The organism is Shewanella decolorationis, assembly GCF_004354305.1.
In the GTDB taxonomy this organism is placed as follows: Bacteria; Pseudomonadota; Gammaproteobacteria; order Enterobacterales; family Shewanellaceae; genus Shewanella; species Shewanella decolorationis.
The window spans coordinates 2960522-2985170 of sequence record NZ_CP037898.1; the positions used below are offsets into that span (position 1 = coordinate 2960522).

Annotated in this window: 20 protein-coding genes; 3 read left to right on the forward strand and 17 right to left on the reverse strand. The window is 48.8% G+C overall.

The genetic code is table 11. The annotated features are described in order from the left end of the window. The first annotated feature begins 105 nt into the window (after positions 1 to 105). Positions 106 to 996: a diguanylate cyclase DgcS gene (dgcS, locus tag EYR25_RS13430; RefSeq protein ID WP_133180702.1), complete on the forward strand. Its 891-nt coding sequence runs from the start codon at positions 106 to 108 to the stop codon at positions 994 to 996. 50 nt (positions 997 to 1046) lie between these two features. On the opposite strand, the gene tilS is transcribed toward dgcS, so the two are convergent. The 17 genes from tilS to rpsB all read right to left on the reverse strand — a co-directional run bounded on the left by tilS (position 1047) and on the right by rpsB (position 20880). Further along, the gene (gene tilS, locus EYR25_RS13435; RefSeq protein ID WP_133180704.1) at positions 1047 to 2444 is read right to left on the reverse strand and encodes a tRNA lysidine(34) synthetase TilS; all 1398 of its coding nucleotides are present in this window, start codon (positions 2442 to 2444) and stop codon (positions 1047 to 1049) included. A 79-nt stretch (positions 2445 to 2523) separates the two neighbouring features. Next, a complete protein-coding gene (gene dnaE / locus EYR25_RS13440) occupies positions 2524 to 6000 on the reverse strand; it encodes a DNA polymerase III subunit alpha (protein ID WP_133180706.1) in 3477 nt (1158 codons plus the stop codon). A 117-nt stretch (positions 6001 to 6117) separates the two neighbouring features. Beyond that, complete coding sequence (gene rnhB, locus EYR25_RS13445; protein ID WP_023267396.1) at positions 6118 to 6747, reverse strand: ribonuclease HII; 630 nt, start codon at positions 6745 to 6747, stop codon at positions 6118 to 6120. Then, entirely contained in the window at positions 6747 to 7904 is a 1158-nt protein-coding gene (gene lpxB, locus EYR25_RS13450) for a lipid-A-disaccharide synthase (protein WP_133180709.1), read from the reverse strand. Before lpxB ends, rnhB begins: the two co-directional genes overlap by 1 nt. 116 nt (positions 7905 to 8020) lie before the next feature. Next, positions 8021 to 8791, reverse strand: a complete 771-nt coding sequence (gene lpxA, locus EYR25_RS13455) for an acyl-ACP--UDP-N-acetylglucosamine O-acyltransferase (RefSeq protein ID WP_133180711.1) — start codon at positions 8789 to 8791, stop codon at positions 8021 to 8023. Beyond that, positions 8788 to 9252, reverse strand: coding sequence for a 3-hydroxyacyl-ACP dehydratase FabZ (gene fabZ / locus EYR25_RS13460; RefSeq protein WP_039978282.1), 465 nt, complete (start codon positions 9250 to 9252; stop codon positions 8788 to 8790). The genes lpxA and fabZ overlap by 4 nt, the downstream gene beginning before the upstream one ends. 32 nt (positions 9253 to 9284) lie before the next feature. After that, complete coding sequence (lpxD, locus tag EYR25_RS13465) at positions 9285 to 10310, reverse strand: UDP-3-O-(3-hydroxymyristoyl)glucosamine N-acyltransferase (RefSeq protein ID WP_133180713.1); 1026 nt, start codon at positions 10308 to 10310, stop codon at positions 9285 to 9287. Between the two features lie 3 nt (positions 10311 to 10313). Further along, on the reverse strand, positions 10314 to 10811 hold the full coding sequence (locus EYR25_RS13470) for an OmpH family outer membrane protein (protein WP_023267391.1): 498 nt from the start codon (positions 10809 to 10811) through the stop codon (positions 10314 to 10316). A gap of 65 nt (positions 10812 to 10876) precedes the next feature. Further along, positions 10877 to 13357 carry an outer membrane protein assembly factor BamA gene (gene bamA, locus EYR25_RS13475; RefSeq protein WP_133180715.1) on the reverse strand — a complete coding sequence of 827 codons (2481 nt, stop codon included), beginning with the start codon at positions 13355 to 13357 and terminating at the stop codon, positions 10877 to 10879. A 31-nt stretch (positions 13358 to 13388) separates the two neighbouring features. Beyond that, a complete protein-coding gene (rseP, locus tag EYR25_RS13480) occupies positions 13389 to 14759 on the reverse strand; it encodes a sigma E protease regulator RseP (protein ID WP_133180717.1) in 1371 nt (456 codons plus the stop codon). A 51-nt stretch (positions 14760 to 14810) separates the two neighbouring features. Continuing rightward, a complete protein-coding gene (ispC, locus tag EYR25_RS13485; protein ID WP_133180719.1) occupies positions 14811 to 16001 on the reverse strand; it encodes a 1-deoxy-D-xylulose-5-phosphate reductoisomerase in 1191 nt (396 codons plus the stop codon). A gap of 4 nt (positions 16002 to 16005) precedes the next feature. Next, complete coding sequence (locus tag EYR25_RS13490) at positions 16006 to 16863, reverse strand: phosphatidate cytidylyltransferase (protein ID WP_133180721.1); 858 nt, start codon at positions 16861 to 16863, stop codon at positions 16006 to 16008. Between the two features lie 20 nt (positions 16864 to 16883). After that, entirely contained in the window at positions 16884 to 17711 is an 828-nt protein-coding gene (uppS, locus tag EYR25_RS13495) for a polyprenyl diphosphate synthase (protein WP_011623389.1), read from the reverse strand. Positions 17712 to 17793: 82 nt separating this feature from the next. Beyond that, positions 17794 to 18351, reverse strand: coding sequence for a ribosome recycling factor (gene frr / locus EYR25_RS13500; RefSeq protein ID WP_023267385.1), 558 nt, complete (start codon positions 18349 to 18351; stop codon positions 17794 to 17796). A gap of 30 nt (positions 18352 to 18381) precedes the next feature. After that, the gene (pyrH, locus tag EYR25_RS13505; protein ID WP_011717690.1) at positions 18382 to 19110 is read right to left on the reverse strand and encodes a UMP kinase; all 729 of its coding nucleotides are present in this window, start codon (positions 19108 to 19110) and stop codon (positions 18382 to 18384) included. A 70-nt stretch (positions 19111 to 19180) separates the two neighbouring features. Continuing rightward, entirely contained in the window at positions 19181 to 20032 is an 852-nt protein-coding gene (tsf, locus tag EYR25_RS13510) for a translation elongation factor Ts (RefSeq protein ID WP_011623392.1), read from the reverse strand. Between the two features lie 119 nt (positions 20033 to 20151). Continuing rightward, positions 20152 to 20880: a 30S ribosomal protein S2 gene (gene rpsB, locus EYR25_RS13515; protein WP_011071784.1), complete on the reverse strand. Its 729-nt coding sequence runs from the start codon at positions 20878 to 20880 to the stop codon at positions 20152 to 20154. A gap of 308 nt (positions 20881 to 21188) precedes the next feature. Here rpsB and map point away from each other — a divergent pair, with 308 nt between their 5' ends. Together map and glnD are read left to right on the forward strand one after the other, a co-directional pair. Beyond that, positions 21189 to 21986, forward strand: coding sequence for a type I methionyl aminopeptidase (gene map / locus EYR25_RS13520; RefSeq protein WP_023267383.1), 798 nt, complete (start codon positions 21189 to 21191; stop codon positions 21984 to 21986). 68 nt (positions 21987 to 22054) lie between these two features. Then, positions 22055 to 24640: a bifunctional uridylyltransferase/uridylyl-removing protein GlnD gene (gene glnD, locus EYR25_RS13525; RefSeq protein WP_133180723.1), complete on the forward strand. Its 2586-nt coding sequence runs from the start codon at positions 22055 to 22057 to the stop codon at positions 24638 to 24640. Positions 24641 to 24649: the final 9 nt, after the last annotated feature.

A 24649-nucleotide genomic window follows, 5' to 3' on the forward strand; every position in this document is an offset into this window, starting at 1 on the left:
GAGTGACATATAAAGACAAATTTTATTAGCAAATAATACGGCACACATATTGCTTAACCAAGGTAACAGTTTTTATCGCCATTTCATTTTGCTGGGGTAATCATAATGGACTTTGGCTTAGCGACAACCTTATATCCTGATGAATTTAACTATCAAACAGAGGCATACAGTCCTGTTTCCACGCCACTGGATTTGGTACAAGTTATTCAGCAACTGCACGCTAGCTTAGATCCGCGGACAGTCTTTGCCTGCTACGGCAAAGTGTTGGGACAACATCTGCCTATTCAAGGCGTTCGCCTGCAATCCACACAATATAAATTCAGCTGGGGCAAACGTTATGGAATTAGCCTTAAACGGCAACTCATCTGTGGTGGCATGCCAATTACATTGCAGTATCAACTGCTGACGCCGCTCACACCATCGCAAGCGATTACGCTGCAAGAAATTGAGCCACTACTACTGCTACCTTTGTTAAATGCCATTCAGTATCAAGAGATGTCGATGCAGGCGATGTTCGATTCCCTCACCGGCCTTGGCAATCGCCATTATTACACTCAAAGTCTGATAAATGCGGTGGCCAGAGCCCACAGAAAACAGGGCGCAGTGTCACTAATTGTGTTGGATTTGGATAATTTTAAGCAGCTTAACGATAAATATGGCCACAAATGCGGTGACTATATTTTGAAAGAGTTCGGAGACACTATCCGCAGCAGTATTCGCAGTACAGATCAGGCCTTTCGCATCGGTGGTGACGAGTTTGTGGTGATAGTACAAGGGAATATTCATGCGGCGGGTTTACTGTGCGAACGTATCGTCACAGCCACCAATGCTAATGCAAGCTTCCATCAATTTGGCGTGAGCAGTAGCTTGGGAGCCGCTGAGGCGAACGACACCATGGAAGCCGAACAACTCTATGAGCAGGCCGATAAAACCTTGTATCAAGCCAAAGCCTCGGGCCGTAATTGCTACAAGTTAAGCCCAGCCCAATTGTCTTAATCGAGCATGGATGCTGCTCACTTTCGATAAAGCACGGCAAATACACTTTGCTATCCGATTGTATGCCCATCAAATGTAAGCCCGACATCATCTCCTTGGGCACAAAATGCCTTTTCGACCCACAGACCGAGAGCCATCACTAAACGCTCGTTATAGAACAAGAACCCTACATCAGCACGTAACCATGGCGGCACAGCGCATTCTTGCCAGAGTTTTTTAAGCTCGCGACCCTTATCACGAAAATGCGGCTGGCAGCGAAATTGACCCGGTAACTGATAACGCAGGCTCACCACCTCACTCGCCTTGGGTAAACGCAGCCGAGGGCCTGCGGTAGCCAAGGTAAATGGCGCAATTTTATCTTCAAGCCTTGTTGATGCTTGAGTCAGTAAAGCCAGAATATCTTGATGCAGTTCGCGCGCAGTGATGCGTGGCGCGGCGGATGCGGTGTTTACATTATCCAGATAAAGCATGCCTGCAAAGCGGCGCAGCACACAGTCACCAATCTGGATCTGTACTTTAGCATCTTCTTTTGCCCCCATTAACTGCTGCAGAATTTGCTGTAGCTGCACATAGGAAGGCAATCCAAAGCCTTGGGATTCGATAAAGCCCCGCAGCAGTAATCCTTGCCATTCGCTGGTTTGCGTAGAGAGCTCATCAAGCTTAAGCACGGTTTGCAGGGTAAAGGGCGCCTCGGTTAACAGCTTAGGTAAACGCTCACTCACCTCGGCATCCACTATGGCCTGCTGCTCGGCGCAAAGCTGGGCGCTGCGACTTGCGGTGGTGGCGATACTGGGCCAACGTGCTTTTAGACGTGGGATAATCTCGAGGCGTAAAAAGTTACGATCGTATTTATCATCTTGATTACTTTCATCTTCAATATGCACTAACTGCCGTGTTTGAGCGAAAGCTTCAATCTGCTCACGGCTAATATCGAGCAAGGGACGCGCTTGCAGGCAAGTTCCCTTCTCGCCGAGTGGGAGCATTTGGATAGGCCCCATGGCGGCTAATCCTTTAGGGCCCTGACCACGTTTGAGGGCGAGTAGAATCGTCTCGAGCTGGTCGTCTACATGGTGGGCGGTCAGCAGCACATCCTGAGGCTTAAGGTGCTGCAATATCGCCTGATAACGCATTTTTCGCGCCTCGGCCTCAACACTCACTCTCGGCCCTAGGGTAAGTTGCACTCGTTCCACCGTGATTGGCAAACCATAGCTGGCGGCACGAGTTTGGCAGTGCTCGGCCCAAGCATCGGCATTAGGGCTCAAGCCATGGTGCACATAAATCAGCTGATAATGAAACTCGGGGTGATGTTTGGCGAATTCACTCAAACCGTAGGCGAGCACTTCGGAGTCGACGCCGCCGCTGTAAGCAAGGACTAACTTGCTCCCCGTTTGCAGCGGTAAGCTCGCTAAAAATCGCGCTATATGGGCACCCAGTTCCACCGCCACCATTGCATTTACCCTATAAAATCCATCACTCGCTGATGCTCAATTATTCCCTGCCAACCCTAAGCCTTTGTCAGCTCATCGATTAGGGGAACAAAATCCGCACCTTATTTGGCCCAAGCAGGCTCTCAAGGGCAAACACCAATTCATCGGTTGGGTTGACTCGCCAATTTTCCGCCAACCTAAATTGGCCCTTGGCCTGCGCTTGACTGTAGTTAATCACCACGGGTACGGCACCATTTCGCCATGGGCTTATCGACTGCTCGATACTTTCGAGCACGCTAGGCGTTAGCTGCGAGGCGTCTAAATCGATTTCTAAGGCGCTGGCAAAGTGGCTACGCGCCTCGCTGATATCGATAATGTTACGCGCCGTCATGCGGTTGCCACCGGCAAAATCATCGAAGCTTACTTCACCTTCGCAGATCAGGATCCTGTCCTTCTCGAGCAAATGGTTAAACTTCTCAAAGGCTTCGGTAAAGAGCATCACCTCGAGGCGTGCACTCTTATCATCTAAGGTCAGCAGGCCCATTTTTGAGCCACGCTTAGTGAGCATCACCCGGGTTGCCACCACAAGACCCGCCGCCTTCACCGTTTTGCCGCGGTCGGTTGGGTGCACGTCCTTTAAGCGCCCAGAAGTGTAATGCTTAAGCTCTTTAAGATATTGATTAATCGGGTGACCAGTTAAATATAGACCTAAGGTCTCACGCTCCCCTTCGAGCCAAATTTTATCCGGCCACGGGGTACATTCGACAAACTGCTGCTTGCTGTCCTCAGGGTCGCTATTAAGCAGACCAAACATATCATGCTGGCCAATGGCCTCGGCCTTAGCGTGCTGATCGGCGGCGCTTATCGCCTCGGGCAAAGTGGCCATCATAGAGGCGCGGTGCGGCCCAAGCGCATCTAAGGCGCCAGCACAGATAAGCTTTTCAATCACCCGCTTGTTAAGCTTTTTAAGATCGATACGGGCGCAAAAGTCGAATAAGTCTTTAAAGGGGCCGTCCTTACGCGCCTCTAAAATCGACTCAACTGGCCCCTCACCCACACCTTTGATGGCGCCGATACCGTAGACGATACGCAGATCATCATCGACGGTAAACTTAAACAGACCTTTGTTTACATCCGGCGGAATAATGGTGAGTCCCATGCGCTCACACTCATCCACTAGGGTGACGATTTTGTCTGTGTTGTCCATATCGGCGGACATTACCGCGGCCATAAACTGCGACGGGAAGTGAGTCTTGAGCCACAGAGTTTGATAGGACACAAGGGCGTACGCGGCGGAGTGAGATTTGTTAAAGCCGTAGCCCGCAAACTTTTCCACTAAGTCGAAGATTTTCATCGCCAACTCGCCATCGACGCCGTTCTTAATCGCTCCTTCTTTAAAGGTACCGCGCTGTTTGGCCATCTCCTCAGGCTTTTTCTTACCCATAGCGCGGCGAAGCATGTCCGCGCCGCCTAAGGTATAACCCGATAGTACCTGCGCAATCTGCATCACCTGCTCTTGGTACAAAATAATGCCGTAGGTGGGGGACAATAATCCTTTTAGAGATTCGTGCTGGTACTGCGAGTCGGGATAAGAAACCTCCTCACGGCCATGCTTACGCTCGATAAAGTTATCCACCATGCCCGATTGCAGCGGGCCAGGGCGGAACAGTGCAACGAGTGCAATCATATCTTCGAAGCAGTCGGGTTGCAGACGCTTAATCAAATCCTTCATACCGCGGGATTCAAGCTGGAATACCGCGGTGGTTTCATAGCGTTGCAGCAAGCGGAACGACGCTGGGTCATCTAGGGGAATAGCCTCAATCCTCACCGGTGGACGGCCGTTTTTAACCTCCACCTTGTTGATCATTTCCAGCGCCCAGTCGACGATGGTGAGGGTTCTTAACCCTAAGAAGTCGAATTTTACTAAGCCAGCGGTTTCCACGTCGTTCTTATCGAACTGGGTTACCGGGTTTTTCCCTTCGGCGTCGCAGTAAAGCGGCGAGAAGTCGGTGATCTTGGTGGGCGCAATCACCACGCCCCCCGCGTGCTTACCGGCGTTACGGGTCACCCCCTCGAGTTTGCGGCACATGTCGATAAGATCTTTCACATCCTCATCGGCATCGTAGGACTCCTGCAACGCAGGCTCGACCTCAAAGGCCTTGGCGAGCGTCATGCCAGGCTCTGGCGGAATAAGTTTTGAAATGCGGTCCACAAAGCCATAGGGATGGCCGAGCACACGGCCTACGTCACGGATAACCGCCTTGGCCGCCATGGTACCAAAGGTAATAATTTGCGATACTGCTTCACGGCCGTAGAGTTCGGCCACGTGATCAATCACCTCATCGCGTCTATCCATACAGAAGTCAACGTCGAAGTCGGGCATCGACACCCGTTCTGGGTTCAAGAAACGTTCGAACAGCAGATCGAACTCGAGGGGATCTAAGTCGGTAATCTTAAGGGCATAGGCCACAAGCGATCCTGCACCCGAACCACGTCCTGGCCCCACGGGGATACCATTATCCTTACCCCATTGGATAAACTCCATTACGATAAGGAAGTAACCGGGGAAGCCCATCTGGTTGATAACCTTGAGCTCAACGTCGAGACGCTCGTCATATTCACCGCGGCGCTCAGCACGCACTTGTGGATCGGGGAATAAGAATGCTAAACGCTCTTCGAGCCCCTTCTTTGAGCGATCAACCAAATAATCCTCAATCGACATATCACCAGTAGGGAAATTCGGTAAAAAGTACTCGTTTAAGCGAATGGTTACGTTGCAGCGCTTGGCGATTTCAACGGTATTTTCGAGCGCGGCGGGAATATCGGCAAACAGCTCGCACATTTCCTCTTCACTGCGAAGGTACTGCTGCTCGCTGTATTTTTTAGGACGGCGGGGATCGGCGAGCGTAAAACCATCGTGAATCGCAACGCGGATCTCATGGGCCTCAAAGTCTTCGGGTTTTAAAAACACCACCTGATTGGTAGCCACCACAGGAATACCCTTTTCCTGTGCCAGTCCCACCGCCATGTGCAGGTAACGCTCCTCATCAGGGCGCCCCGTGCGCAATAACTCGAGGTAATAACGGCCCTCAAAATGCTGCTGATAAAACTCGCATAAGGATTCTACTTGGGTATTGTTGCCCTTAAGCAGCGCCTTACCCACGTCTCCTTCTCGACCGCCAGACAGCAGCAAAATGCCTTCGTTGTAGGTGACAAGCCACTCTTGGTCAATCACCACGCGCCCTTGAACATGGCCACGTAAATAGGCTTGGCTGATGATTTGGGTGAGGTTTTGATAACCCTCATTATTCATTGCGATAATGGTTAAAGCACAAAACTCGCCATCAAATCCCGGCACTTGCATCCAAAAATCCGCACCGATAATCGGCTTAATCCCCGCCCCGTGACAGCCGCCATAAAACTTAACCAGACCGCAGAGGTTGTTTTGATCCGTTAAGGCCACCGCAGCCATGCCCTTCGCCTCAACTTGGGCGAGGATGGGTTTGACCTTAGCCACACCATCGGACATAGAGAAGTCACTGTGGACACGAAGATGCACAAAACGAGGATCGGACATAATTAGAATTATCTTTGAATAGCAGGTTAACAATCACTAAAAAAGCAGACTAACAAAGTCACAGCCCTTGGGCTAGTGACTTTGCTCTCAAGCTGAAGTGAAAACACTCAATCGGTGTTAACGCTCCAGTAATGCCTTGACGGGTTTGAAACTTTTACGATATTGGTCGAACACACCGTGCTCGGCGATGGCGTCAAAATGCGCCTTAGTCGGATACCCCTTATGCTTGGCAAATCCATACTGGGGATAAGCGGCATCGAGGGCATCCATCTCCCGATCGCGGGTGACTTTGGCAATAATCGACGCCGCACTGATACTCGCAATCAGGCCATCACCTTTGACTATGCTATGACTCATCAGAGACAGTCCCTGGTGCGTAAACGCCGGGCTGCGATTACCATCAACTAAGACCAACTCAGGCGTAAGTACAAGCCCGGCTACCGCGCGCTGCATGGCAAGCATGGTCGCGTGCAGAATATTGAGTTCATCAATTTCCGCAGGGGTTGCCCGCCCCACATGATAGCTTAAGGCTTTTTCACAAATTTCATCGAACAGGGCCTCGCGGCGCTTCTCGCTGAGTTTTTTAGAATCATTTAAGCCAGCAATGGGACGATTGGGGTCTAGGATCACCGCTGCGGTGACCACATCCCCCACCAGCGGGCCACGGCCAACTTCATCCACGCCCGCCACTAAACCTGTAGAGAAGGTGGCGATATCGGCGTCGGTTAACGTCTTAAATACCGCCATTAGTTCACATCCTTGGCATCAACGAGTGCTAACACCGCCTCGGCCGCTTTTTGGCTGGCATCACAGCGCAGTATTTGGTGTAAACGCTCAAACTCGGCTTTGATTGGCGCAAAATCGCGGTTTAATTCAATGCCAACGGCTTCGGCAATCTTCTCGGGCGTACAATCATGCTGAATAAGCTCTGGCACTACATCTCGCCCCGCTAACAGATTCGGCAAGGAGAAACGCTTCACCTGCATCATACGCTTAGCAATACGGTAGGTCATTGGACTCACACGATACGCCACCACCATAGGACGTTTGATCAGCATGGCCTCAAGCGTTGCCGTGCCCGAGGCTAGCAAAATGCCATCGGCGGCGGCCATCACTTCACGGGACTTACCTTCCACCATATGGATTTCCAGATCCGGTGCATAGTCTTTTAACGCTTGCTCAAACTGCTCACGACGCTTTTGATTCACTAAAGGCGTCACAAAGCGAATATCAGGAAATTGCTGTTTGATAAGTAGCGCGGCCTTCACAAAAGGCTCGGCCAATTGCTTTAATTCGCCGCCACGTGATCCGGGTAAAATCGCAAGATATTCGGCCTCAGGATCGAGCTCAAGCAACTGACGGGCGCTCGCCTTATCACTCTCTAACGGTATATCATCAGCCAAGGTATGGCCAACAAAGGTGCAAGGCACCTGATGCTTATCGTAAAAGGCCTTCTCAAAGGGTAATAACGACAACACCATATTGGTGGCCTTAGCGATTTTAAAAATACGCTTAGGGCGCCATGCCCATACCGAAGGGCTCACATAATGGACGGTTTTAATCCCCTGCGCCTTTAACTTAAGCTCAAGACCGATATTAAAATCCGGTGCATCGATACCGATAAAGCAATCGGGCTTAAGTTCGGTGATGGACTTAATCAGGGATGAGCGCACATGGAGTAAGCGTGGCAAGCGTGATAGCACTTCGACTATCCCCATCACGGCTAATTCTTCCATCGCGAACAGGGATTCGAAGCCTAAGGCTTCCATACGAGGTCCACCAATACCAACAAAACGGGCGTTGGGGTGTGTTTTTTGCAGTGCAGCCATTAAACCTGCACCTAAAATATCGCCGGAGAGTTCTCCGGCGACCATTGCAAACACTAATTGAGATTTTTTGCTCATAAACCAATCATATCTGACAAGTGAATGGCACCGCAGCGCATCTCTGCCATGGCATTATCTAAAGCAGAATATTACGAGCAGTGCCTATGAATGGCATAGTGTAGAGTCTAAGACTCTTAACGAATAATGCCGCGACCCGATGATTTAACAAACTCAATGAACGACTTAACTTGTTCATCGTTCTGCGCATCCTCGGCAAGCGCTTCAACCGCTTCGTCAACAGTTAAACTGCTGCGATATAAGGTTTTATAGGCACGACGCACCGCTAATTGGCTCTCCTTTGAGAAACCACGGCGTTTCATGCCTTCGCTGTTTAAACCACGGGGAATGGCAGGTTGTCCCGCCGCCATCACAAAGGGTGGCACATCCTGTAGCAGTAACGAACAACCCGCAGTAAAGGCATGGGCCCCGATATGCACAAATTGGTGAACGCCAGTCATACCACCGAGAATCGCCCAGTCCCCCACATGCACATGGCCTGCGATAGACGCATTGTTGGCCATAATCACGTTATTACCAACCACACAGTCATGGGCGATATGCGCATAGTTCATAAACAGGTTGTTTGAGCCGATACGGGTTTCGCTATTGTCTTGAACCGTACCACGGTGAATGGTCACATGCTCACGGATAACGTTGTTATCGCCAATAATGAGTCGAGTCGGCTCGCCAGCGTATTTCTTGTCTTGGCATTCTTCACCCACGGAGGCGAATTGGAAAATACGGTTGCCTTTACCGATAATGGTTGGGCCCTTCACCACTACGTGGGAACTTAACCAACAATCATCACCAATCTCGACACCCGCGCCCACATAACTCCATGGACCTATGGTGACGTTTTTACCAATTTTTGCATCGGGATGCACAAACGCTAATGTATCTATCACTGATTAATCTCTCTGCGGGCACACATGATTTCAGCGGAACAAACCACTTCACCATCCACTTTGGCCTCACCATAGAAAACGCCAATCCCGCGGCGCTCTTTAATCATTTTGACTTCAAAATGGATTTGGTCGCCGGGTTCAACCACACGTCTAAAACGCGCGTTATCGATACCAGCAAAATAGTACAACACACCTGGAGGCGGCACGTCATCGCTCATTGTTTTAAATGCGAGCAATCCAGTGGCCTGTGCCATAGCTTCTAAAATCAGCACGCCTGGCATAACAGGCTGAACAGGGAAATGCCCCTGGAAAAAGGGCTCATTAATCGTCACGTTTTTAATCGCATGGAGACTCTCACCTGGGGTGAAATCCAAAACGCGATCGATTAATAAAAATGGATATCTATGGGGTAGATACTTAAGGATCTCCGTAATATCCATAGTGTTCATTTGATTAGACACGAACCTAGTTCCTCAAAATTGCCTTGGGGCAATTACTCTGGTGTATTTGAATTCTTTTCCAACGTTTTAACGCGTTGAAACAGTTCATCCAATTGACGGAAGCGAACTGTATTTTTACGCCACACTTTGTTTTCCATTGCCACTGTCGCAGAAGAATACAAACCAGGTTCACGCATGTTACCTGTAATGTTTGTCGCGCCAGAAAGATGGACACCGTCGGCAATGCTCAAGTGGCCCGCAATCGCGCAGTTACCACCAATAATACAGTGTTTACCAATAGTGACACTGCCAGCAATGGTCGTGCTGCCAGCGATCGCGGTATTTTCACCAATAATATCGTTATGGGCAACCTGTACTTGGTTGTCGATGATCACACCGTTGTGGATCTCGGTATGACCTAAAGCACCGCGGTCGATGGTTGAGTTCGCACCGATTTCAACGCGATCGCCAATACGGACACCACCGGTTTGTGGAATTTTAATCCACTGACCACGCTCATTGGCGTAACCGAAACCGTCGGAGCCAATAATGGCGCCGGAATGGATAATACAATCTTGACCTAAATGAACATTATGATAGAGGGTCACATTGGCCCACAGACGAGTGTTAGAGCCTACGATGGAATCTTGACCAATCACAGAACCCGCACCAATCTGCACGTTTTCGCCGAGGATCACGTTCGCGCCGATCACCACATTAGCACCAATTGCCACCCCTTCACCTAACTGGGCAGAAGGGTCAATTTGCGCCGAAGGATGGATACCCACAGCCGCTTTGGGCGTGGTATCTAAAAACTGTGCCACACGGGCAAACCCCACATAGGGATCTTTTACGACTAACGCAGTGCCTGAGTAGTCCTGCGCGTCTTTAGCCGACAATAACACCGCGCTCGCTTGAGTTGACTCAAGCTGAGCACGGTATTTGCTGTTGGCTAAAAAAGAGATTTGACCCGATTGGGCATGTTCAAGTGTCGCAACGCTGTTGATCACTAACGTTTCATCGCCCTGAACAACGCCGTCTAATAACAGGCTTAGCTCTTTTAAAGTCACACTTTTCATCAATTACTTGCCTTTGCTTAAGGCTTCAACCACTTTGCCACTGATGTCAGCATTTGGCTTAACATAAATGACAGCACCACGCTGTAAAACTAAATCGTATTTTTCTTTTTCAGCGATAGTGTTAATAGCTTTTTGCACCTTAACTAACAGTTTGTTTTGCTCTTCACCTTGGCGACGACGTAAGTCTTCATCCAATGCTTTACCTTTCAACTGATATTCAGATTTTAACGCTTCCATCTTGCGAACCAGCTCAGTTTTTTGCGTGTCATTCATTAACGCGCCATCACGTTGCTGCTTCTCCATCAGAGAGCGCATTTCTTCTTGCATTTTCTGAACTTCAGACATGCGATCACCAAACTCAGATTTGAGAGATTGAGTGATTTGCTCACGTTGAGGTAACTGTTCAAACACAGCGCCCATATCAACAACAGCAATATTTTCTGCCTGCGCCGCTAAAGGTGCACCTAATAAAGCCAACGTCACCAGGGCACGGTTTACCATCTTGTTCAAAATAGACTCCTTGTTACCTTTGTTATATTCAGCAAAACCTGCCGAGTGTATGCCTTTTAAAAAGTTTTGCCAATATTGAACGAGAAGATCTCTGTTTGATCGCCTTCGTATTCTTTAATCGGCCATGCCAAGCTGAATACCATTGGCCCCATAGGAGACAGCCACTGTAAGCTTACCCCCCAAGATGCCCTGATACGACCCGGGTCGCTGTAGTCCTGCAACTTATCAAACTCTTCCGCTGGCAGCGTTTGATACTTAGCAAAATCGAACTCAGTATCCCATACGTTACCCGCATCGACGAAGAAGCTGGTACGAACAGAATTCGTGTAAGCCTCATCCAAGAATGGCGTTGGCACAATCAGCTCCATACTGGCCGTTGCAATGGCGTTACCACCGATTGAACGGCCAGTGTTAACTTGGATGCGGTTTGGATCACCAGGTAAGCTACAACCGTCACCCGATGGGTCTGGAGAACAAGGTTCACTACCGCGGAACAGGTAAAATGAACGCGGACCAACCGAGTTAGACTTAAAGCCACGCAGTGAACTACTTCCACCTGAATAGTAGTTTTCCCAGAATGGCAGAATTTGGTCATTATCATTAAATTGACCATAGCCGTTGCCATAACCTAAACGACCACGTGCTAACAGCACAAAACTGTGACTGCGGGTGATAGGGAAATAATAGTTAGTGTCGAAATCCGTCTTAAAGTACTGCAGATCCGAGCCTGGTACTGTCATCTTACCGCTTAAACGCTGTGACGAACCGTCCGTTGGGAAGGTGCCACGGTTTAAGGTGCTGCGGTACCAGCCTAAGCTCAGCTCGAAGTTATCGAAGCTTAAATCGGCATTCGGATCATCGTCACGGTAGATATTGTAGAAACGCAGTGCCTGTTCGTAGGCTGAGATTTCTGAAATCGTGTTATGACGATAGCCAATACCACCGTTGATACGGTTGTATTCGTTAATCGGGAAGCCTGAGTTTAACGCCACACCGTAGGAGCTGTTTTTATAGCGTTCAAGGTTAGCCTCATTCGCATCGAACTCGTTCCAGTAAACGCTACCACCTAAGCTCACTCCATCTTTGGTCCAATAAGGATCGGTGTAAGACAAGTTAACGTTCTTAGAATACTTGTTGGTGCTTAAACTCACGCCCGCTTGGTTACCCGTACCGAGGAAGTTATTTTGCTGCACACCAAACTGCAGACTTAAACCCGATTCAGTACCATAACCCACACCGGCGTTAAATGAGCCCGATGGTTGCTCTTTGACCTTAACAGCCACGTCGACTAAATCATCGGTACCTGGCACTTGAATGGTTTCGGTATCAACGGTCTCGAAGAAGCCTAAGCGGTTTAGACGGGCTTTAGATTGCTCAACCTGCGCTGAGTTTAACCAAGCACCTTCCATCTGACGCAGCTCGCGGCGCATCACTTCATCTTTAGTAACTGTGTTGCCCGTAAAGTTGATAGAGCGAACATATACACGTTTACCCGGTTTGATATTGATGTTTAAGGTCACTTCCTTGGTTTTATCATCAATTTCAGGGTAGGTTTTCACTTCAGGGTAGGCGTAACCGAAACGGCCTAAGTACTTGCTGTACATCTCTTCGGTGAAGGTCACATCACCACCGTTGTACATATCGCCCGCCTTAATTGGCAGAATCGATTTCATTAACTCTTCACGGCCCATTAAGTCGCCAGTGAGGTTAACGTCTTTAACCTTGTACTTCTCACCTTCGTTGACGTTGATGGTGATATACAAACCTTTACGGTCAGGCGTCATCGCCACTTGAGTCGAGGTGACTTCAAAGCGGATATAACCCTTGTTGTGGTAATAGGTTTTAATGGTTTCAAGGTCGGCTTGCAACTTTTGCTTCTGGTAACGACGCTCACCGAACAGATCCCACCAGGCCACGTAGTCTTTAAGCTCTAACATGCCGATAAGCTCGGCATCAGTGAACTCTTTGTTGCCAACCACGTTAATTTGGCGAATTTCAGCCGCTAAACCTTCAGTGAACTTGAATTTGAGTTCGACACGGTTACGGGGTAAATTAATCACCTGCGCTTCCACTTTGGCGCCGTATTTACCTACACCGTAGTAGAAGTCTTGTAATCCCTTCTCGATGCCCGTCAGCATAGTACGGTCTAAGGACTCACCGACTTTCACGCCTGAGCCGTCCAGACTTTCCTGTAACTGCTCATCTTTAATGTCTTTGTTGCCTTCAAAGGTCACGGCACTGATCGTTGGTCGCTCAGTGACTTTGACAATCAACACACCGCCATCATGACTGACTGAGATGTTCTCAAAGTTAGTCGATGCGTACAGGCTTTTAATGGCTTGTTGAATTTTTAACTGGTCAACAGTGTCACCCACTTTCACTGGTAAGCTTAACAAGGCAGCACCCAGTGCGACTCGCTGCAAACCTTCAACTTGGATGTCGGTCACTTCAAAGGGTTGGAAAGTATCCGCCAACACAGTCCCTGAAAACGACGCACCGACGAATAACATCGAGGCAAAAAGTTTATTCAATCTCATAGAGCACTTCTAATTATTAGTCTGTCCTTGCTCAGAGTCGGGCAAAGTCATTGAAGAGCGCGATGCTCATCAACATCAGCAGCAATGCTGCCCCAAATCTGAATCCTATTTCCTGCACCTTTTCAGACACAGGTTTACCAGTGATTACCTCAACGAAGTAATACAGCAGGTGTCCCCCATCGAGCACAGGCAATGGCAGCAGGTTAATGATGCCTAAATTGACACTGATAAGCGCGAGGAAACCGAGAAAGTAAACCAAGCCATAGTTTGCACTATTGCCCGCACCCTGTGCGATTGAGATAGGTCCACTTAAGTTTTTCACTGACACATCGCCAGTAAATAATTTGCCAATCATCTTAAAGCTCACAGCAACAAGTTGCCATGTTTTATCGGCTGCGATAGCAAAAGATTCGATTGGGCCATATTCGAGTTGCAGGCGCATATTCTCAGGCCACTGTGCCTGAGCTGGGCTTACCCCGAGCACGCCTACCTCTTTGCCATCACTATTTTTAACACTTGCAGGTGTCACGGAGATGGCAAACTGCTCGCCATTACGGCGCACTGTTAACTCCACAGGCACATTGGCAGAATGTTGAATAATGTCAACAAAAGCTTGCCAATCGGTGTAATTTTGGCCATTGATGGCAACCAAGGTATCACCGACCTTCAGGTCACTCTTAGCCGCCGCACTGCCTTCGCTGATGAGCGCAATTTGTGGCTCAATCGCAGGGCGATACACGCCCAGACCCAACGCTGTAATTGGCGACTCTTTTTCTGGGTCGAAACGCCACTCGCGGGTATCAAGGGTGTAAGTGCGAGCTGCGGTGTCTAAGCCCTGCAAGCCATTTAGCGGCGCGAGGGAGACGGTTAAGCTGTCATCGCCGATATGGCCAACTAGCGCTAAATTCACTTCTTCCCAATTGCGTACTGGCTGGCCTGAAATCGCCGTCACTTGCATTGGCTCATTCACTTGGATTTGCGCCGCTGCCGTGCCAGGTGTGGTTGAGGTAATCACAGGCTTGAGCGATGGCACGCCAATTAAGTACATAAAATACAGTGCGATAATCGCAAAGATAAAGTTTGCAATCGGCCCTGCGGCCACAATCGCAATCCGTTGCCATACCGTTTTACGGTTAAAGGCTTGGTCCTTTAACTCATCGGGTACATCTTCTACTCGCTCATCGAGCATTTTGACATAGCCGCCTAACGGGATCATGGCGATGACGTACTCAGTGCCATCTTGACCCACTTTGCGCCAAATCGCCTTACCAAAACCAATCGAGAAACGTTCAACCTTCACGCCACAGCGGCGTGCAACATAGAAATGGCCGTATTCGTGAGCGGTAATAAGCAGCCCAAGCGCAACGATAAACGAACCTAAGTTCCACAAAAAATCTAACATTCCACTCCTTATGTCGTCGTCAAATCCGCTTAAACTTCACCCAATGAGGGATTAAGCAAATTTTGCTAACTGCTCACGGGCATAAATCCGCGTTTGTGCATCGAGGGCGATAATATCATCGATGCTGGTCATCGCACGTTTAGGCACAGAGGATAAACAGGCTTCATTCATCTTAGCAATATGGGTAAAACCAATCTGTCCCTGTAAAAATGCCTCGACGGCGATTTCATTGGCGGCATTGAGTACCGTAGTTGCTTCTTGGCCTTGGGCACAAGCGGCGATCGCTAACGCCAAACAAGGAAAGCGATTAAAGTCTGGCTCACAAAAGCTTAACTGTCCGACTTTGAAAAAATCTAAAGGTTCAACACCTGAGCGAATTCTTTGTGGATAGGACATACAATGTGCAATCGGTGTACGCATATCCGGGTTGCCCATTTGCGCGATCACGCTACCATCTCGGTATTGCACCATCGAATGGATAACACTCTGCGGATGGATAACCACCTTTAATTGGTCTTTCTGGGTATTAAACAACCAACGCGCTTCAATAAACTCCAAGCCCTTATTCATCATAGTGGCGGAGTCGACTGAAATTTTCGGCCCCATCGACCAGTTTGGATGTTTACAGGCCTGCGCAGGCGTCATAGCCGCAAGGCTGGCAAGCTCAGTGGTTAAAAAGGGGCCGCCAGAGCCTGTCAGTAAAATATGGTAAATACCCGATGCAGCTAAGTCACAGCGGCCTAAATTGGACTGCACCTCTTCGGGTAAGCATTGGAAAATCGCATTGTGCTCACTATCGACCGGCAACAGTGTGGCGCCCGATGCTTTAGTGGCCTCTATAAAGAGTTCACCGGACATCACCAAGGCTTCTTTATTGGCGAGCAATACCCGCTTACCCGCCTTGACGGCAGCTAAGGTGGGCACTAGCCCCGCTGCGCCGACGATAGCGGCCATCACAGTATCCACCTCGGTGGCTGTGACTAGGGCGATGAGTTCATCCTCACCGCTACTGACTTGGATATTAAGCTCAGGGGGAAGCTTAGCTTGTAACGCTAATGCGGCCTGACTATCAACCATATGGGCGACTTGGGGGCGATAGGTCAAACACAGGGCGAGCATCTTATCGACACTCGCATTCGCCACTAAAGCGTAAACTCGATAGGCATCGGGATTAGCCGAAATCACACTTAAAGTGCTGGCACCAATCGACCCGGTTGCGCCCAAAATCACAATATTTTGCATAGCGTTACATCCAGAATGCAATATAGATTAAGGTAAACACCGGCAAGGCCGCAGTGAGGCTGTCGATGCGATCGAGTACGCCACCATGCCCAGGCAGAATGGTGCCCGAGTCTTTGATACAGGCGGCACGCTTAAACATACTCTCGGATAAATCGCCAAGCGCCGATATCAGCGCCACAAAAAGGGTGACCGCGACCACTAAACCTAATTCCTGCTCAGGCGAAATATACATCACGCCAGCGACTACAATCAGTGTCGTCATCAGGCCGCCCAGTAACCCTTCTAAGGTTTTAGCGGGGCTCACCGCAGGCATCAGCTTGGTCTTGCCGACCGCTTTACCGACAAAATACGCGCCCGAGTCCGCCGCCCAAACAATCAGCATCACCAGTAATACCAATGACCCACCATAGTAAGGCGATATTTGCGAGCTAATGGATTTGAGAGCAATCAGCGCCACAAAACAAGGCACTAAGGTGAGTTGTCCAAACATGGACTTTAGCATCGGGTTCTTTTGCCAGAGTTTGGCGCTCTTAGGGTAAGTCACCACCAACAGCAGTGACACTATCCACCACAGTGCACCAATGGCCATCACGGCAAGATAGATGGGATGAATTTGTCCCCTAAGCCAAATGGTGTCGGCGGGAACAATTAAATTCAACGCGATAAGTAAAATACCGACGGTGCAAGTAAAACTCCATTGAGTGACATCACATTGACTATCGATGATCCTGCCCCACTCCTTAGCGGCGATCAGAAACACGGCCACTAAGGCCCAAGCAAAGTACTCGACGGGGAGTAAAAAGATCGCTCCCAAAACTAATGGAATTAACCAAATTGCTGTTATTATACGTTGTTTTAGCAAAAAAAATCCCTCATGACGTTTTACAATGCGCGCATCTCATCAATTTGACTTCCGGTCAAACCAAAACGGCGCTGGCGACTGGCAAAAGTGGCAATCGCTTCATGAAAAGCCTGTTCATCGAAATCAGGCCAAAGGGTGTCCATAAACACCAATTCAGCATAGGCAGCCTGCCAGAGCACAAAATTGCTGATCCGGTAATCCCCACCCGTACGGATCATTAAATCAACTTCACTCTGATTTTGCATGCACAAATGTTCACTAAGGGCTTCTTCGGTGAACTGACTGCTGGTCATTTCGCCATTTTCCACCTTTTCAGCTAACTTTTGCGCAGCTTGCAGTATGTCCCAACGGCCACCGTAATTGGCCGCTACATTCAATATCAATCCACTGTTGCCTGCGGTTTTTTCTTCTGCTGCACGAATTTGTTTTTGTAAACGCGCAGAAAAACGGCTGATATCGCCGATGATATTCAATCTGACTTGGTTCTTATCGAGTAACTTAATTTCCCGTTGTAACACGGTAAAAAATAATTCCATCAGCAAGCTGACTTCTTTATCGGGTCTACGCCAATTCTCGCTGGAAAACGCAAATAGCGTCAGCGATTGTATCCCTAACTGACTGGCCGCACTCACCGCACGTCTCACCGCCTTTACGCCGGCTTTATGCCCCATCACTCGTGGTTTGCCCTGGGTTTGGGCCCAACGTCCATTACCATCCATAATAATCGCAACATGTTTAGGTAATGACTGTTTAACGAGTTCGGGTAATACCTCCGGTAAGCTTGTCTGAGCACAAGCATCCTGCTCAGTCGACCTAGATTGCGGATCAAATTCCACTGTGGATGACATCTATTACAACCCTTTAAAATAGACAAACGCCGTGTAGTATACCCCTACACGGCGTAGCAACTCTAGCTTATAGCGCCTGAGATTAGACTTCCATCAACTCAATTTCTTTGGCCGCTAAAATCTCATCGACCTTCTTAATGTGAGCATCGGTGAACTTTTGCACTTCGTCTTCAAAGCGGCGAACATCATCTTCAGTACATTCTTTGGCTTTTTCGAGCTTTTTCACTTCAGAAATCGCGTCACGACGTACGTTACGAATCGCCACACGGCCGCCTTCGGCTTCTGCACGAACCACTTTGATGAAGTCTTTACGACGTTCTTCAGTCAGTGCGGGTAATGGAATACGTAAGGTTGCGCCCGCTGACATTGGGTTTAAGCCAAGGTCAGAGCTCATAATCGCTTTCTCAACCGCTTGGATTGCACTACGGTCGAACACAGTCACAGACAGGGTGCGCGCATCTTCAACACCCACGTTTGCCACTTGATTGAGTGGAGTCATAGTGCCGTAGTAAGACACTTGGATAGAGTCCAGTAAGCTTGGGTGTGCACGACCAGTTCGTACTTTCGCCATTTGGTTCTTAGTCGCTTCTACGCATTTACCCATGCGCTCTTGAGCATCTTTTTTAATATCTGCAATCACGTTAAATGTCCTTCTTGGTCATTAAATAACTTATTTCGCTTTGATCAATGTGCCTTCTTCTTCACCCATGACCACGCGGCGCAGTGCACCTGGTTTGTTCATGTTGAATACTAGGATTGGCATGTCATGATCACGCGCCATCGTAAAGGCTGCTAAGTCCATTACTTTTAATTCTTTGTCCAGTACTTCAGTGTACGATAATTCATCGTACTTCACGGCTTCTGGATTTTTCATCGGGTCGTCAGAATAAACGCCGTCAACTTTAGTGCCTTTTAGCACGACTTCTGCTTCGATTTCAATGCCGCGTAAGCAAGCAGCAGAATCGGTAGTGCAGAATGGGTTACCAGTACCCGCAGCAAAAATCACTACACGGCCTGATTTTAATAAGCTGATAGCCTCAGCCCAATTGTAGTCGTCACACACCCCTTTTAACGGGATTGCCGACATCAGACGAGCATTAACATAGGCACGGTGCAGGGCATCACGCATGGCCAAGCCGTTCATAACCGTTGCCAGCATACCCATGTGATCGCCCACCACACGGTTCATGCCAGCTTTTGCTAGGCCTTCACCGCGAAATAGATTACCACCACCAATGACCACACCCACCTGAATGCCTAACTCTACCAGCTCTTTCACTTCTTGAGCCATGCGATCTAACACTTTAGGGTCGATGCCGAAGCCTTCGTCGCCCATCAGTGCTTCGCCACTTAATTTTAGAAGAATGCGTCTAAATGCAGGTTTTGGATTGGTGCTCATAATTTTTATATCCTGGTCATAACAAGACCGCAGCCATTGCTGCGGTCTTGGGGGTATTTAGCGTTGGCGATTAAGCCTTTTTAGAAGCGGCGATTTGAGCAGCAACTTCAGCTGCGAAATCTTCTTCTTTCTTCTCAATACCTTCACCCACTTCTAAACGAATGAAGTTAGTGACTTTAGCGCCTTTCTCTTTCAAGAATTCGCCAACAGTTTTCTTTGGTTCCATGATGTAAGCTTGGCCAGTCAGAGAGATCTCACCGGTGAACTTCTTCATACGACCAACAACCATTTTCTCTGCGATTTCAGCAGGCTTGCCTTCATTCATAGAGATTTCGATTTGCAGAGCTTGTTCACGAGCGACTACGTCAGCTGGAACGTCTTCTGGGTTAACGTATTCAGGCTTAGAAGCAGCAACGTGCATTGCTAGGTGCTTCAGAGTTTCCTCATCCGCTTCACCCGTTACTACAACACCAATACGCTCACCATGACGGTAAGATGCTAATTGAGTGCCGTCGATGTACTCAACGCGACGAACGTTGATGTTTTCACCGATTTTAGCAACCAGAGCAACACGGGCTTCTTCGAATTGGGCTTTTAAGTCTTCTAAAGACACTTTAGACGCTGCAGCAACGTCTAAAACAGCGTTAGCAAAACCTAAGAAGTTCGCATCTTTAGCAACGAAGTCAGTTTGGCAGTTTACTTCTAACAGTACTGCGAAACCTTCACCGTTTTTGATCAGGATAGTACCGTCAGCAGCGATGTTACCTGCTTTCTTAGCAGCTTTAGCAGCACCAGACTTACGCATGTTGTCAATTGCTAACTCCATGTCGCCGTTGGTTTCTTCTAACGCTTTTTTACAATCCATCATGCCTGCGCCAGTACGCTCGCGCAGTTCTTTAACTTGGGCAGCAGAAATTGCCATTGTTAAATCCTCTCTAAAAATTCGACTAATTTGCAGATATAAAACAGGGGCCGAATGGCCCCTGTTAACCAATCAAAATCTTGGTTAATAAGGGTGATGAGACTCATCCCGCCTTATTATTATTCGGCTTCTACGAAACCGTCTTGCTCAGCTTGAACAGCTAAATCTTGACCACGGCCAGCGTTAGCAGCTGCAGCAACAGAAGTAGTGTACAGGCGAATAGCGCGCATTGCGTCGTCGTTACCAGGAACGATGTAGTTAACACCGTCTGGAGCAGAGTTAGTATCAACAACTGCAACAACAGGGATACCCAGGTTGTTAGCTTCTTTAATAGCGATATGCTCGTGGTCAGCGCCGATAACGAATAATACGTCTGGCAGGCCGCCCATGTTCTTAATACCGCCTAAAGATTTTTCCAGCTTTTCAAGCTCACGAGTACGCATCAGCGCTTCTTTCTTGGTCAGCTTGTCGAAAGTACCGTCTACTGATTGGCTTTCCAGTTCTTTCAGACGTTTGATTGACTGACGAACGGTTTTCCAGTTAGTCAGCATACCGCCTAACCAGCGGTGATCAACGTAGTACTGATCGCAAGAAATAGCAGCTTCTTTGATCGCTTCGCCAGCAGCACGTTTAGTACCAACGAATAATACTTTACCTTTCTTTGAAGCAACGTTGCTGATGAAAGCCAGTGCTTCATTGAACATTGGCACAGTATGCTCTAGGTTGATGATGTGAACGCCGTTGCGAGCACCGAAAATGAATGGCTTCATTTTTGGGTTCCAGTAACGGGTTTGGTGACCGAAGTGGACACCGGCCTGGAGCATATCGCGCATTGAAACTGTAGTCATTTCTATTACCTTAAAATTTAGGGGGTTAGACCTCCACGTATCCCATGTCTTCGACCCCGCAGTTAACAGCTGAGGGCACCCCGAAGAATGTGTCGACACGTGTGTGATTTAGTATTTAGATAAATTGCCATGTATAATGGCCGCCATCTTTAGTCTTGCCTTGGGTTAAGATAAGCAAAAGCTAACCTTAAACAACCTGCAAGACTTAAACATAACGGCGCGCTTTATACCATAAATAGCCCTAAAGCACAAATTTTTGCATCGGGTAGATAGCGCCAATAGACATCGAAGACACAAGAGAAAACGCAATGAGTATAGTCATTAAGACAGCAGAAGAAATCGAGAAAATGCGCGCAGCGGGTAAGCTGGCCGCACAAGTATTAGAAATGATCGCCCCCTATGTTAAGGCCGGCGTGAGCACTAATGAACTCAACGATATCTGCGCCAAATATACCGAAGAGCAAGGGGCGATTTCTGCCCCGCTCAACTACCATGGTTTTCCTAAGTCGATTTGTACTTCGCTAAACAACGTGATTTGCCATGGTATTCCTAGCGACCGCGTTCTCAAGGATGGCGATATTCTCAATATCGATATCACAGTCATCAAAGACGGTTACCACGGCGATACCTCTAAAATGTTCTTAATCGGTGAAGTCAGCCCTAAGGACAAGCGCCTGTGCCGCATCGCGCAAGAGAGTTTATACCTCGCCATTCGTAAGGTTCGCCCGGGGTTAAAACTGGGAGAAATCGGCAATACTATCGAAAAATTCATCAAAGCCAGCAAAACAGGTCTTGAGAAATATTCCATCGTGCAAGATTATTGTGGTCACGGTATTGGTGCTGGTTTCCATGAAGAGCCGCAGGTTATGCACTACCGTAATGGCGATAACACCATTTTACGCCCAGGCATGTGTTTTACCATTGAGCCGATGATCAACGCTGGTCGCCACACCACAGTGTTAGACCGCAATGATAATTGGACTGTAACCACCTCAGATGGTAAAAATTCAGCCCAATGGGAACACACATTATTAGTGACTGAAACCGGTGTAGAAGTCCTGACTCTGCGTGACGAGGAAGACTTCCCGCGTATCATTAATCACTAAGCGACATACTTAGTACGTTAGGACTCAGAGGATTACTGAACACCTAACTCATCCAAACAAGGGACTCGATGAATACAGCTCTGCTAGCTAAACAATCATTAATCGAACAGAATCAAACGCTTTTAGCAAGATTCAAGGCCAAAACCCCGATTGAAGAGCTAGTGACGCAGCGCTGTCAGTTTGTCGATTCCCTCGTCAAACAGGCCTGGCAACAGCACGGTCTGGATCAATATCCCATCGCCCTGATTGCCGTTGGTGGCTATGGTCGCGGCGAGTTACATCCACACTCGGATGTCGATTTATTATTCCTGTTGGAAGGTGAGTTATCAAAGGCGGCCGAAACCGCGCTAAGCGAATTTATCGCCTTTTTATGGGACGCCAGCCTTGAGATTGGCCACAGTGTTCGCACCCTCAGCGATACTCTAAATCTGGGGCGAGAAGACATCACCATCGCCACTAACCTGCTCGAGGCTCGGTTGCTCTCAGGCCCAGAAACCCTGTTCGACCAGCTTTATGACGCCATCCGTCAGAGCGACTTTTGGACGTCGAGCCAGTTCTTTATCGCCAAACGTGATGAACAAACGGCCCGCCATGCCAAGGCGAGCGCCTTTGACCTTGAGCCCAATATCAAGAGTTGCCCCGGCGGCCTGAGGGACATTCAAACCATCGCCTGGGTTGCTATGCGCCACTTTGGCGCCTCACGCCTAGAAGAACTGGTTCAATACGAGTTTTTAGAACCCGCAGAATTGGAGGAACTGCTCGAATGTCAGCATTTTCTGTGGAAGCTGCGCTTTGCCCTGCATATGGCGGTCGGTCGAGATGAAAATCGTCTGCTGTTCGATGTCCAACGCCAAGTGGCCGAGCTCATGGGTTATGAAGACGCCACCCAACTCGCCGTTGAGCAGATGATGAAACGCTACTATCGCACGGTGCGCCGCGTGATGGAGCTGAACGAAATGCTGTTGCAGCTGTTTAAGCGGGCGACACTGGGCCAAACCAAGGCCTTAGAGATTCAAGCGATTGACAATAACTATCAACGCCGTGGTGCTTTTATCGAGGCCTTAAGGGACGATTTATTCGATAGCGGCGAAGAGATTGTACGCCTCTTTGTCCACGTCGCTAAAAACTCCAATATCAAAGGCATTTATGCGCCGACACTGAGATCGCTAAGACGCGCACGCCGGGCACAGCTGCAACCCTTGCAGGAAAATCCGCAGTGCCGCCAAGCCTTTATGGAAATTTTAAAACATCCTCGTGGCATCGCGGCCTTATCGCTGATGCACAAACACGGGGTGCTGTCGGCCTATTTGCCCGCATGGCGCAATATCGAAGGCCAAATGCAGTTTGACCTGTTCCACGCCTACACGGTAGATGAACACACCCACAGATTGCTGCTCAATATCGAGCGCTTCTCTCAGCCTGAGCAGAAGGAAGAGTTTCCTTTAGGCTCTGTGCTTATCAATCAGTTACCGAAAAAAGGTTTGTTGGTACTTGGCGCAATTTTCCATGATATCGCCAAGGGACGCGGCGGCGATCACAGCAAACTTGGCTCGAGCGATGCCCTCGCCTTCTGTAAGCTCCATGGTTTGAACGACCATGATGGCCGCTTAGTCGCTTGGTTAGTCGAAAATCACTTAGTGATGTCGGTAACTGCCCAGCGCCGCGATATTTCCGATCCCGATGTGGTGGCCGACTTCGCCAGCAAAGTACGCGATGCGGTGCATTTAAGTTATTTATACTGCTTAACCGTCGCTGATATCTGCGCCACCAACGAGAAGACCTGGAACAACTGGAAGGGCTCACTGCTACGCGACTTATATTTTTCCACCCAAAGGGTGCTTGCGCGCGGCAAAGAAAAACCCGTCGATATTCGGGCCCGAGTGCGTGAATACCAAGCCAAGGCCAAAAAAGAATTACTGCGGCGCGGCATAAAAGAAAAAGACTTAGATACTCTCTGGCAACGCTTTAAGGCCGACTACTTTTTGCGACACCAGCCGAATCAGGTTGCTTGGCATGCCGAAGCCATCCTTAAGCATAAACAGCTAGATGAGCCGTTGGTGCTGGTGTCTAAACACACGACACGCGGCGGCACTGAACTCTTTGTCTACTGTCAGGATAGACCTAAGCTATTCGCGACTGTGATGGCGGTACTCGATAATAAAAACATCAACGTCCACGACGCTAACATTATGACATCGAAGGATAATTACGCCCTCGACACCTTCGTTATCCTCGAGCAAGACGGCGCCCCCGTGAGCCAGCTCTCACGTATTCAGAGTATCCGTAAGGCCCTTGAAAAGGCGCTTGCAAGCGATAATCCTAAGCTGCCGCGCTTTAGAAAGCTGTCACGCAAGATGAAACCTTTTAATGTTCCCACTCAGGTGAGTTTCCTTGAGAGTAACCGTCATGGTACAAGTATGATGGAACTCATCGCCTTGGATACGCCGGGATTATTAGCTAAAGTGGGCGATATTTTTTATCGCTGCAACACCACCTTACTGGCCGCCAAGATCACCACTATTGGTGAGCGAGCCGAAGACTTTTTTATTTTGCAAACCAATGATGGCTTGCAACTCAATGAAACCCAAGAGAATACGCTCAAGGAAGCCTTGATTAGCGCGCTGAGCGCCATCAACACAGAGTCAACCAATTAACCAAAACGG